At 57.7% G+C, this 12,049-nt stretch carries 7 protein-coding genes, 1 tRNA gene, 2 rRNA genes and 3 pseudogenes; 6 read left to right on the plus strand and 7 right to left on the minus strand.

The window, feature by feature from the left end; all coding sequences use genetic code 11:
- The first annotated feature begins 589 nt into the window (after window positions 1–589).
- The 6 genes and pseudogenes from ASD31_RS12245 to ASD31_RS26795 all read left to right on the plus strand — a co-directional run.
- Window positions 590–3,389: ribosomal RNA gene (locus ASD31_RS12245) — 23S ribosomal RNA — on the plus strand.
- A gap of 447 nt (window positions 3,390–3,836) precedes the next feature.
- Window positions 3,837–3,951 (plus strand): 5S ribosomal RNA (rrf, locus tag ASD31_RS12250).
- 252 nt (window positions 3,952–4,203) lie between these two features.
- Window positions 4,204–4,280, plus strand: a tRNA-Met gene (locus ASD31_RS12255).
- 312 nt (window positions 4,281–4,592) lie between these two features.
- The coding region (locus ASD31_RS26490) for a transposase (RefSeq protein WP_210168917.1) at window positions 4,593–4,839 on the plus strand (247 nt) is incomplete at its 3' end.
- A gap of 3 nt (window positions 4,840–4,842) precedes the next feature.
- Window positions 4,843–5,239, plus strand: a pseudogene (locus ASD31_RS26495) (IS3 family transposase); the annotation flags it as partial.
- Between the two features lies 1 nt (window position 5,240).
- A pseudogene (locus tag ASD31_RS26795) lies at window positions 5,241–5,913 on the plus strand (IS3 family transposase); the annotation flags it as partial.
- A 95-nt stretch (window positions 5,914–6,008) separates the two neighbouring features.
- Here the strand turns inward: ASD31_RS26795 and ASD31_RS26930 are convergent.
- The 7 genes and pseudogenes from ASD31_RS26930 to ASD31_RS12305 all read right to left on the minus strand — a co-directional run bounded on the left by ASD31_RS26930 (window position 6,009) and on the right by ASD31_RS12305 (window position 12,049).
- The gene (locus tag ASD31_RS26930) at window positions 6,009–6,137 is read right to left on the minus strand and encodes a hypothetical protein (protein ID WP_274534268.1); all 129 of its coding nucleotides are present in this window, start codon (window positions 6,135–6,137) and stop codon (window positions 6,009–6,011) included.
- 27 nt (window positions 6,138–6,164) lie between these two features.
- Window positions 6,165–6,377 (minus strand): annotated as a pseudogene (locus ASD31_RS26510) (recombinase family protein); the annotation flags it as partial.
- 268 nt (window positions 6,378–6,645) lie between these two features.
- Window positions 6,646–7,944 carry a glycerate kinase gene (locus tag ASD31_RS12285; RefSeq protein WP_056333688.1) on the minus strand — a complete coding sequence of 433 codons (1,299 nt, stop codon included), beginning with the start codon at window positions 7,942–7,944 and terminating at the stop codon, window positions 6,646–6,648.
- Window positions 7,916–8,998 (minus strand): ABC transporter ATP-binding protein, encoded by a 1,083-nt coding sequence (locus tag ASD31_RS12290; protein ID WP_056333692.1) that lies wholly within the window; start codon window positions 8,996–8,998, stop codon window positions 7,916–7,918. The genes ASD31_RS12285 and ASD31_RS12290 overlap by 29 nt, the downstream gene beginning before the upstream one ends.
- A gap of 29 nt (window positions 8,999–9,027) precedes the next feature.
- The gene (locus ASD31_RS12295; RefSeq protein ID WP_056333695.1) at window positions 9,028–9,855 is read right to left on the minus strand and encodes a carbohydrate ABC transporter permease; all 828 of its coding nucleotides are present in this window, start codon (window positions 9,853–9,855) and stop codon (window positions 9,028–9,030) included.
- Between the two features lie 3 nt (window positions 9,856–9,858).
- Window positions 9,859–10,719 (minus strand): carbohydrate ABC transporter permease, encoded by an 861-nt coding sequence (locus tag ASD31_RS12300; RefSeq protein WP_056333696.1) that lies wholly within the window; start codon window positions 10,717–10,719, stop codon window positions 9,859–9,861.
- Between the two features lie 79 nt (window positions 10,720–10,798).
- On the minus strand, window positions 10,799–12,049 hold the full coding sequence (locus tag ASD31_RS12305) for an ABC transporter substrate-binding protein (RefSeq protein ID WP_056333699.1): 1,251 nt from the start codon (window positions 12,047–12,049) through the stop codon (window positions 10,799–10,801).

Here is a 12,049-nt window from a genome sequence, read left to right on the forward strand (position 1 = left end):
CTTCGGTGGACCAAACATCATATCCTAAGAGAGAAATAAAAGTTTGCATCGGCTCGATAGAGCCTGATGCCTGTTCTGATACCATTGTGAAGAGAAGATATGTCTGGAAGCTTCCAGGTGTTGAGGGTGATCGAAAGATTGCTTGAGACGTCCGAGCCCAGTCCTGTTCAAGCTGTCGACGGTCTAGCCGATCCGAGACAGACCAGGGGCTGGAGAAGGTAGGAAGCTTGTTCACTCAAGGCATGTTTGTTGTTGGTGATTTGAACCATCTGAACTTCGAGGCTTTCGGGCTTCGGGGATTTTGGTGTTTTGGTCATCTCTGATGACATGTCGATGGATGTTGCCTGACCGCGCATCCCCGGACAGATCTCGAGAAGCTGGTCTTAAAATACGACCTCGAAGTGCACCGGCGTGCCTTCATATGAGGATTGTATCGAACACGTCGATGGCATCTGGATTGGCTGTGGCTGTAAAAGGTAGCTGCAGTGTTGGATCTGGCCGTATAGCCAGATTTGGAACCCCTTCGAGCGCAAGCGAGAAGGATAGGAATTCCAAATCCAACTCAAAGATGAGCATTGGCAATGAGAACGATCAAGTGAAATAAGGGCAATTGGTGGATGCCTTGGCATGCACAGGCGATGAAGGACGTGATACGCTGCGATAAGCCGTGGGGAGCTGCGAATAAGCTTTGATCCATGGATTTCCGAATGGGGAAACCCACCTTAAATGCTTAGAAAATCCAAACTGCCAGCGATGGCGGCTTGGGTTTCTAAGCATTGTTATAAGGTATCTTACTTTCGAATACATAGGGGTAAGAAGCGAACCCAGGGAACTGAAACATCTAAGTACCTGGAGGAAAGGACATCAACCGAGACTCCGCAAGTAGTGGCGAGCGAACGCGGACCAGGCCAGTGGCCTTGGGGAATAAAGTGGAACGGAATGGAAAGTCCGGCCGTAGCGGGTGATAGCCCCGTACGCGTAGAACACCCAAGGTCCTTGAGTAAGGCGGGACACGTGAAATCCTGTTTGAAATTAGGGGGACCACCCTCTAAGCCTAAGTACTCGTGCATGACCGATAGCGAACAAGTACCGTGAGGGAAAGGTGAAAAGCACCCCGACAAGGGGAGTGAAATAGAACCTGAAACCGGTTGCCTACAAACAGTCGGAGCCATCATTGGTGACGGCGTACCTTTTGTATAATGGGTCAACGACTTAGTGTAACGAGCAAGCTTAAGCCGATAGGTGAAGGCGCAGCGAAAGCGAGTCTGAATAGGGCGTTCAGTTCGTTGCATTAGACCCGAAACCGAGTGATCTAGCCATGAGCAGGTTGAAGGTTGGGTAACACCAACTGGAGGACCGAACCCGCATCTGTTGCAATAGATTGGGATGACTTGTGGCTAGGGGTGAAAGGCCAATCAAACTCGGAAATAGCTGGTTCTCCGCGAAAACTATTTAGGTAGTGCGTCGACCGAATACCCTCGGGGGTAGAGCACTGGATGGGCTATGGGGACTCACCGTCTTACTGATCCTAACCAAACTCCGAATACCGAGGAGTACTAGTCGGCAGACACACGGCGGGTGCTAACGTCCGTCGTGAAGAGGGCAACAACCCTGACCTCCAGCTAAGGTCCCCAAGTCATGGCTAAGTGGGAAAGGATGTGAGGATCCCAAAACAACCAGGATGTTGGCTTAGAAGCAGCCATCATTTAAAGAAAGCGTAACAGCTCACTGGTCTAAATAAGGGTCTTTGCGCCGAAAATGTAACGGGGCTAAAGCCATGCACCGAAGCTGAGGATACATGAGCAATCATGTGTGGTAGCGGAGCGTTCCGTAAGCCTGTGAAGGGAGACCCGTGAGGGCTCCTGGAGGTATCGGAAGTGCGAATGTTGACATGAGTAACGATAAAGGGGGTGAGAGACCCCCTCGCCGAAAGACCAAGGGTTCCTGCTTAAAGTTAATCTGAGCAGGGTTAGCCGGCCCCTAAGACGAGGCAGACATGCGTAGTCGATGGGAACCACGTTAATATTCGTGGGCCTGGTGGTAGTGACGGATTGCTTAACTTGTTCAGACTTATTGGATTGTCTGGGCGGGGACGCGGTTCCAGGAAATAGCTCCACCATTATAGACCGTACCCGAAACCGACACAGGTGGTCAGGTAGAGTATACCAAGGCGCTTGAGAGAACTATGCTGAAGGAACTCGGCAAATTGCACGCGTAACTTCGGAAGAAGCGTGACCTCAATATACGCAAGTATGTTGGGGTGGCACAGACCAGGGGGTAGCGACTGTTTATCAAAAACACAGGGCTCTGCGAAGTTGCAAAACGACGTATAGGGCCTGACGCCTGCCCGGTGCTGGAAGGTTAAAGGGAGAGGTGCAAGCTTTGAACTGAAGCCCCAGTAAACGGCGGCCGTAACTATAACGGTCCTAAGGTAGCGAAATTCCTTGTCGGGTAAGTTCCGACCTGCACGAATGGCGTAACGACTTCCCCGCTGTCTCCAGCATAGACTCAGTGAAATTGAATTCCCCGTGAAGATGCGGGGTTCCTGCGGTCAGACGGAAAGACCCCGTGCACCTTTACTATAGCTTTACACTGGCATTCGTGTCGGCATGTGTAGGATAGGTGGTAGGCTTTGAAGCGGGGACGCCAGTTCTCGTGGAGCCATCCTTGAAATACCACCCTTATCGTCATGGATGTCTAACCGCGGTCCGTTATCCGGATCCGGGACAGTGTATGGTGGGTAGTTTGACTGGGGCGGTCGCCTCCGAAAGAGTAACGGAGGCGCGCGATGGTGGGCTCAGACCGGTCGGAAATCGGTCGTCGAGTGCAATGGCATAAGCCCGCCTGACTGCGAGACTGACAAGTCGAGCAGAGACGAAAGTCGGTCATAGTGATCCGGTGGTCCCGTGTGGAAGGGCCATCGCTCAACGGATAAAAGGTACGCCGGGGATAACAGGCTGATGACCCCCAAGAGTCCATATCGACGGGGTTGTTTGGCACCTCGATGTCGGCTCATCGCATCCTGGGGCTGGAGCAGGTCCCAAGGGTTTGGCTGTTCGCCAATTAAAGCGGTACGTGAGCTGGGTTCAGAACGTCGTGAGACAGTTCGGTCCCTATCTGCCGTGGGTGTAGGAATATTGACAGGATCTGTCCCTAGTACGAGAGGACCGGGATGGACATATCTCTGGTGGACCTGTTGTGGCGCCAGCCGCATAGCAGGGTAGCTATATATGGAATGGATAACCGCTGAAGGCATCTAAGCGGGAAACCAACCTGAAAACGAGTATTCCCTTGAGAACCGTGGAAGACGACCACGTTGATAGGCCGGGTGTGGAAGTGCAGCAATGCATGAAGCTTACCGGTACTAATCGTTCGATTGGCTTGATTGTTCTCATTGCTAGTGCTCATCGGGCAAAGCCCGATGATGCAATAGCAATGACATTTATGTCCTCACGCTGTCGGCCCTTTGGGCCTGCGCTGCGGACGGCGCGCGTCACGAGGTATTTTGCATAGCAAAAACCTGGACGCGACGGCCCTTGGCCTTGCGGAGCTTCGCTCCGGATGTGCCCAGAGCCGCAAACGCCAAATGTTCATTGTAAAAGACGTGTTCAAAGATAAAAGGAGAGAGGCAATGCCTCCCTCGCCAGCTTCTCATTTTGGTTTTACCCCGCATTTGCGGTGTTGAAATCGCTCTGGCCAGCGCTGCCTCCTTTGGAGGTATCCGTATGGCCTGCATGGCTGCCCTTCGAGCGACAAGCGAGAAGGACAAGCTAGCCGTGCAAACAAAGAGCGAGATTTACACCTGCATTGCAGGTGTAAATCTTGCCCTTAGTTGACCTGGTGGTTATTGCGGGGTGGCTGCACCCGTTCCCATTCCGAACACGGCCGTGAAACGCCCCTGCGCCGATGGTACTCCGTCTCAAGACGCGGGAGAGTAGGTCGCTGCCAGGTCTATTAAAGGCAAGAAACAAACCAAATCATCTTCTCTGAACCAACCCGGCTCTGCCGAACAACAGGCCGCCCTCAAGCGGCCTTTTTGCTTCGGTACAATATACCGGAAAACGAGAAGAAAACGCACAGTCGCCTACTTGATCGTGCGTCCCTTACAGGAGACAAATCCCATAAGGGATTTGCTCCGGCAGAAAGCATCACCGCATAGCAGTGATGCAACCGCGACAAATCCCTTATGGGATTTGCGCTTGGCGCGGGGTGGAGCAGCCCGGTAGCTCGTCAGGCTCATAACCTGAAGGCCGCAGGTTCAAATCCTGCCCCCGCAACCAACCATCCCTGCGATCCCAAAAAAGCCCCATCACGGGGTTTTTTTGCGTTTCTGGCCTTCAATCGTCCTGACCTGAGACCCATCTTCCCTCCAGTTTTCAGGAGAGTCTTGGGTGTCAGGCTCATAACCTGAAGGCGCAGGTTCAAATCCTGCCCCCGCAACCAACCATCCCTGCGATCCCAAAAAAGCCCCATCACGGGGTTTTTTTGCGTTTCTGGCCTTCAATCGTCCTGGCTCGGCATCCGAGTTGACCTGAGCCCCTGAACTTCCTCCAAATTTTGGTAGAGTCCGTYACACTGAGGAGACGGACAGGATGAAGCATTCACGGTTCACGGACGAGCAGATCATCGGGATATTGAAAGAGCAGGAGAGCGGCATGCGAACGGCCGATGTYTGCCGCAAGCACGGAATATCCGAAGCGACCTTCTACAAATACAAGGCCAAGTTTGGCGGTATGGAGGTKTCCGATGCTCGCAAGCTGAAGGCTTTGGAAGACGAGAACGCCAAGCTGAAGAAGCTGCTGGCCGAGACCATGCTGGACAACGCCATTTTGAAGGACANCCAAGTTTGGCGGTATGGAGGTTTCCGATGCTCGCAAGCTGAAGGCTTTGGAAGACGAGAACGCCAAGCTGAAGAAGCTGCTGGCCGAGACCATGCTGGACAACGCCATTTTGAAGGACGTTGCTTCAAAAAAATGGTGACGCCCGATGTGAAGCGGGATGCTGTGGCTCATGTCTGCGAGCAGCATGGGGTGAGCCAGCGTCGGGCGTGCGAGGTTTTGTCCATTGATCGGTCGAGTGTGCGATACCGCAGCATCCGACCGGATGACGCTGATATCCGTGAGGCGATGAAGTTGGTGGCATCCGAACGTCGCCGTTTCGGGTATCGACGCATTCACGTCATGCTGGATCGGCAGGGCATTGTCATGAACCTGAAGAAGCTCAGACGGCTCTATCGGGANATCCGAACGTCGCCGTTTCGGGTATCGACGCATTCACGTCATGCTGGATCGGCAGGGCATTGTCATGAACCTGAAGAAGCTCAGACGGCTCTATCGGGARGARAAGCTGACCGTGCGCAAACGGGGTGGGCGAAAACGGGCTTTGGGAACGCGGCGACCTTTGGCACTACCGTCGCGACCCAACGAGCGCTGGAGCCTCGATTTCGTCAGYGACGCATTCACGGATGGTCGTCGCTTTCGGGTCCTGGCCGTTGTCGATGATTTTACCCGCGAATGCCTGGCGCTGGTCGCCGACACGTCGCTCTCCGGTCGTCGGCTTGCACGGGAACTCGATACTGTCATCGCCCGGAGAGGAAAACCGCGAACGATTGTCTCGGACAATGGCACGGAGATGACGAGCATGGCCATTCTCGAATGGTGCCAAAGCACTCACGTCGAATGGTATTACATCGCGCCGGGTAAGCCAATGCAGAACGGCTTTGTGGAAAGCTTCAATGGCAGCTTCCGCGACGAATGCCTCAACGAAACCCTGTTCTCGTCGTTGACGCAGGCGAGGATCGAAATCACAACATGGAAGGAGGACTACAATCGCAACAGGCCACACTCTTCACTGGGCAATATCACGCCCAGTGAATTCGCAATGAAAATGGCTATGGAAAAACTGGCCGCCTAAAGTCACATTAAAAACCCAAGACTCTCCTGAAAACTGGAGGGAAGATGGGTCTCAGGTCAGATCCACGACATCCATCTGCGCGAAGATGGCGGCGATCAGTCCGCGGACCTGCAGGCTCGCCGGTGGCCCGGTGTCTTGCCGATCACCGCCATCTGGATCAGGTCAAGCACGATCGGCATCAGGCCGTGCTTGGCCTGCTCGTCGGCATTGTTGCGCGCGAGCAAGAGCAGCTTGCGGATGGCGATCGCTGTCTAGGCCGGATCGAACTGCGCCTTCAGCCTGGCAATCTTCTCCTGAAAATCCTCCGCCGGCGCATCCGTGCCGGCGAGTTCCAAGACCAGTTTCTCACGCGTGGCTTCCAGTTCATCGAGCTGGTCGTCCAGGATCGCAAGGCGCGGCCGGCCTTCCGAATGCCGCTCCTGGATTTGCTGCATCAGGCTGGTCTGGGTCAATTTGATCGCTGCNCCGGCGAGTTCCAAGACCAGTTTCTCACGCGTGGCTTCCAGTTCATCGAGCTGGTCGTCCAGGATCGCAAGGCGCGGCCGGCCTTCCGAATGCCGCTCTTGTATCTGCTGCATCAGGCTGGTCTGGGTCAATTTGATCGCTGCAAGTTCGGCGAGCTTGCAAATTCGGCGGGACACTGGGGCGTCGGGCAGCGCGGGTAGGAGTGTATCACGCGCAACGTCCCGTGCTTTCGCGAATGACAGGTTTGTGTTCCGGCGTGCAAACATTTCATACCGAGTGACATCCGTCGCTGATCAGAATTGCTCTGAAATCGTTGACATTCGTGCCTGTGGGGCCGGTCACGAACAGGTCCCCGATCGCCTCGAAGCCTTTGTAAGAGGCATGTTGCGCCAGCAGAGCACCACAATCCAGGCCGGCAGATTGCAATCGCCGGACCGAGGAGCCGTCGAAAAAGGCTCCGGCATTGTTTTCGGTTCCATCGATTCCATCGGTGTCGGCTGCAAGGCCTGTCACATTCAGACCGTCGATTGCCATGGCCATCGCGAGTGCAAACTCCCCATTTCGTCCACCGCGCCCGCCCGCAGCCCGGAGCGTTACCGTCGTCTCCCCCCCTGACAGCAGCAGCGCCGGTTTGCGAAAGGGACGATCGCGCGCCGCAGTCTCCCGGGCGATTGCCGCATGAACCAGTGCGGCATCACGAGCCTCGCCCTCGATTGCATCGGAGAGAATATAAGGCGTCACGCCGCTGTCGAGGGCCAGCGCGGCGGCGGCCTCCAGAGATACCCGTGCGGATACGACGACATGATGTTCGTTCCGGGCGAAGGCAGCGTCCGTCGGATCCGGTGCCGCTGCGACCGGCGCCTTGAAGTGGTCCAACATGGAGGTCGGAAGATCCAGCCGGTACCGCGTGATGACGTCGAGGGCATCGTGCCGGCTGGTGCCATCGGGGACGGTGGGCCCGGAGGCGACGAAGGCCGGATTGTCGCCGGGAATGTCGGAAACGATCAGACTGACCACCCGCGCCCGCGTCAGAGCGGCCAGCCGGCCACCCTTGATGGTGGAGAAATGCTTGCGTACCGCGTTCATTGCCGAGATGGGGGCGCCCGAGGCCAGTAGCCGTTCGTTCAGCAGGATCTCGTCCCGCAAATTAAAACCCTCGGGCGGGGCCGGCAGAAGCGAGGATCCGCCGCCGCAGATCAGCGCAATCACCAGATCCTGCTCGGTGAGGTCGGCCATGGTCTGTTTGAGCCGGGCCGCCGCCTGCATGCCCGCCATGTCCGGAACCGGATGCGCCGCTTCGACAACCTCGATGGTGCGCGTAGGGCAGCCATAGCCGTATCGGCTGACGACCAGTCCTGACAGTGGCCCCTCCCACAAAGCCTCAAGTGCCGCCGCCATCTGGGCGACGCCTTTTCCGGCGCCGATGACGACGGTCCTGCCTCCCTGGGGCGGGGCCGGCAGGTGTCGCCGTATGCCTTCGCGCGGGTCTGCAGCCCTTACGGCTGTGTCGAACAGCGATGCCAGGAAGCCCCGGGGGTCACATGATGATGCGGCGGCCATGGTCATCGCTTTCGAAGAAATGCAGTTTTGCCGGATCCGCCCGCAGCAGCACCGTCTGGCCGACCCCGAGGCTGGCGCGTTCCCGCAGGACGAGGGAGACGCGCGTGCCGCAGGTCTCCAAGAGGATCACGCTCTCGGGGCCGGTGGTCTCGACGCCGACGACTTTGCCGGCAAAGGCGTCGGGCGTTCCGTCGCCGACCACCGCAAGATCCTCTGGCCGGATCGCAAGGATCACCCGCCGACCATCAAGGGCTGCCGATCCGGCAGGGAGGGTGATGCTGGTGCCGTCCTTCGCGACAAAGGATTGAGGCGATGCGGCGGAAGTCTCGCCCTCTATGAAATTCATGGCCGGGGAGCCAATGAAGCCGGCCACGAACAGATTGGCCGGGCGGTCATAGAGTTCCAGAGGATGGCCTATCTGCTCGATATAACCCTGGCGCATAACGACGATCTTGTCCGCCATGGTCATGGCTTCGATCTGGTCGTGGGTGACATAGACGGTGGTCGCTCCCAGCCGCTGATGCAGCTCGCGAATCTCGGCGCGCATCTGCACCCTCAGTTTCGCGTCCAGGTTCGACAGCGGCTCGTCAAAAAGGAAGACCTGCGGATTTCGAACGATCGCGCGGCCCATGGCCACGCGTTGGCGCTGTCCTCCGGACAGTTGCTTCGGCCTGCGGTCGAGAAGCTCCCCCAGGCCCAGAATGGAGGCAGCTCTTTCGACGGCGGCGTCGATCTCCGGCTGCGGCACGCTGGCGAGCTTGAGGGCGAAGCTCATGTTCTTGCGCACGGTCATGTGCGGATAGAGCGCATAGGACTGGAACACCATGGCGATGTCCCGCTCCTTGGGCCTGATATCGTTGACCACGCGTCCGCCGATGCTGATCGCGCCGCTCGAAATGGCTTCCAGGCCGGCGATCATGCGCAGCAGGGTGGACTTGCCGCAGCCTGACGGGCCGACAAGCACGACGAACTCGCCGTTTTCAACCCGCATGTCGACTTCGTGCAGTGCCTCGTAGGCCCCATATTTCTTCACTACCTTGTTCAATTCAACCTGAGCCAAAGCTTGGTCCTCCCTTTTTCCTTCGTCCGTCAGCCCTTTGTGGCGCCGGACATGAGACCGCTAACGAACATGCGCTGCATCACCAGAAAGATGAGCGCGATCGGTAGGGTCATGACGAATGAAGCGGCCATGACCGCGCCCCAGTCGGTATCGAATTCAGTCGAAAACTCGGCCAGCCCGATCGGCAGTGTCTTCATTTCCTTTTCGGTCGCGAAGGAAAGGGCAAAGACGAACTCGTTCCAGGTCGCGACGAAGGAATAGAGAGCCACGGCGATAATGCCGGGGGACACCAGCGGCAACGATATGCGGAACAGCACGCCGAGATGGGACGCGCCATCAATGATGGCGGCATCCTCGAGTTCCTTCGGGATGCCGCGGAAGTAGCCCGTGAGCATCCAGACGCTGAGTGGCAGCGTGAGGATCAGATAGACCAGGATCAAGCCAAGATAGGTGTTGATCAGTCCGAGATAGTTGAGAACGATATAGAGTGGCACGATGACGGTTGCGGTGGGCAGCAACTGCCCGATCAGCACGAAGGCAAGCGCAGCCGAGCGGCCGCGGAAATCAAAGCGCGCGAAACCATAGGCCGCGAAGATGGCGAAGATTAGCGCCAGCGAGGTCGAGCCGATCGAGATGATGAGGCTATTGACGAAGTAGCGCGGAATGTTGCTCTCGAAGAGCACGGTCTTGAAGTTGACGAGGGTCGGCGGATCCGGCAGCCAGCGCGGCGGTATGGTGTAGAGCTGGGCGAGCGGCTTGAAGGCGGAGACCGCCATCCAGAGAAACGGGAAGACCGCGACGAGAACCAGCAGGGCAACCGGCAGCGAAATGACAAGGGTGCGGCGTCTGTCTTGCATGGATCAGTCCTTATCCTGCGCCGCAAACATGCGCATGTAGAGTACGATGATCACCGCGATGAACAGGAAGTAGAGAACCGCCATCGCGGCTGCGCGGTTGAACTCGAAATATTCGAAGGCCTGTACATAGATCTGGATCGGGAAGATCATCGAGCGGTTGGCGGGGCCGCCGCCGGTGATCGAGTAAATGATGGTGATACCGTCGAGCGCCCAGATGGTCAGGAGCAGTGTCACGGAGACCAGGACGGGCTGGAGCTGGGGCAACATGATGTGCCAGATCTCGTGCCAGAAGCTGGCGCCGTCCACCCGCACCGCCTCATACAGTTCGTCGGGTACCGATTGCAGGCCGGCCAGCACCATCACGGCGACGAAGGGAAACATTTTCCAGGCGTTGACGGCGATCAGGGCCGGCATGACGGTATCGGGATCGGTCAGCCAGCCGACGGGCTCGGAGATAATGCCGAGTTGCATCAGCATGTAATTGATGATGCCGTAGTCGGTGTGAAACATCCACGCCCAGGTCATGGCGGCGACGATGCCCGGCACGACCCACGGGATCAGCATCAGCGAGCGAACCACCGATCGTCCGGCGAACTGCTGATTGAGCAGGATGCCCGCGAGAATGCCGAGCAGGAGCTGGAAGACCACCGAGCCGATGACGTAGTAGGCCGTGTTGAACAGTATCAGCCTGGTCGAGGGCGCGCTGATGGCTACGTTGAAGTTGCGCATGCCGGCAAAGGCGCCGCTGGAATCGGTAAGGCTGAGCTCCACGGTCGAGAGCATCGGGTAGATGATCAGTGTCGCCAGCAACAGCATGGTCGGTAGGATGAACCAGAGGCCGGGACTGATATTTCGCGATGTCATGTGAATTCCCGTCGTTGGGCGCCCGGCCGTTCTCGCCGGGCACGTTCAACCTGTTCTTGCGAAGAGGCGGTCGATCAGTTCACTGGGACAGAACGGACTTGATCTCCTCGGCCGCCGCGTCCATCGCCTCCTGAACTGTGCTGCCTTCAAGCAGGGCCTCCTGAAGATAGTTGTAGTAGATCTGTCCGATCTGCCCCCATTGCGGGATAGCCGGCTGGGGCCGGGCGTGCTGGAGCATGGTTTTGTGCGCGTCCATCAGCGGATCGTTGAAACGTTGCGCCTGCAGTCCGGACATCGCGGCAGGAAAGGTCGTGGTGTAGGCCGCCTGGCGCCCCGCGTTCGCCATGAATGCGGCCAGCTTGATCGCGGCTTCCTTGTTGGGCGCGTCCTTGGGGATGATGAAGTTCCATCCGCCCAGAATGACAGCCGTCTCCTTGCCGTCAGGGTGGGGCAGCGGAGCGACGCCCAGTTCGATCTCGGGGGCAGCTTCGCGAATGCGCTCGATATCGGAGGTCGCTCCGGGGATCATTGCGACATTGCCCACCTGGAACAGGCGGCGGAGCGCATTGGAGTCGTTTTCCAGAGTGGAGGGCGGAGAGACCTTCAACGTGGTAAAGAGGTCCACGTAGAACTTGACGGCTTCCACCGACTCCGGCGAATTGATGGTCACTTCCTTGTTGTCGGGGCCGAGAATGCCGCCTCCATTCATCCACATGAAAGGCAGCGAGCGAAACAGGGCATTGCCAGGCTGGTCGGCTCCGCCGCCCGATACGCCGTAACCATAGACCTTTTGACCGGCGCTGTTGGTGCGGGTGAGGGCCTTGGCGGAATCAAGGAATTCGGTCCAAGTTTGCGGTGGCTTGTCGGGATCGAGACCTGCCTCCTTGTAGGCGCCCTTGTTGTAGATCAGGGCGTGGGCTTCTGCCTGGAAGGGCAGGCCGTAGAGCTCGCCGTTGAAGGTGGCGGTATCGAGGCTTGCGGGAAGCACGTCGTCGAAGTTTACGCCCGCTGCCGTCAGATGGTCACGCAGGGGTTCCAGCTTGCCGGTCTCTGCCAACGGTATGTTGACGCCGTTCTGGACATCGATCAGGTCCGGCGTGCTGCCCGATTGGAGAGCAACCAGAATGCGGCTCTGCAGACCGCCGGCGACATTCGCCTCGACGCGAACGTTTATGCCGGGATTTTCCTTCATGAACTCGGCTGCGAAATCCTTTGCCTTCTGTTCGTTCCAGTTCATCGTCCACCACACCAGATCGGCGGCGGATGCGCAGGTCGCGTGGGACAGCATGAGCGCCAGTCCTGCGGCGAGTATTCTGGTTTTGCGTTTCAT

The sequence above is a fragment of the Rhizobium sp. Root482 genome (assembly GCF_001426565.1).
Taxonomy (GTDB): Bacteria; Pseudomonadota; Alphaproteobacteria; order Rhizobiales; family Rhizobiaceae; genus Pararhizobium.

What these genes read in the sequence shown, in the direction of transcription:
- ASD31_RS12285 (WP_056333688.1), bottom strand. Translation starts at nt 7,944, where the DNA reads ATGACCATGGCCGCCGCATCATCATGTGACCCCCGGGGCTTCCTGGCA.
- ASD31_RS12295 (WP_056333695.1), bottom strand. Translation starts at nt 9,855, where the DNA reads ATGCAAGACAGACGCCGCACCCTTGTCATTTCGCTGCCGGTTGCCCTG.
- ASD31_RS12300 (WP_056333696.1), bottom strand. Translation starts at nt 10,719, where the DNA reads ATGACATCGCGAAATATCAGTCCCGGCCTCTGGTTCATCCTACCGACC.
- ASD31_RS12305 (WP_056333699.1), bottom strand. Translation starts at nt 12,049, where the DNA reads ATGAAACGCAAAACCAGAATACTCGCCGCAGGACTGGCGCTCATGCTG.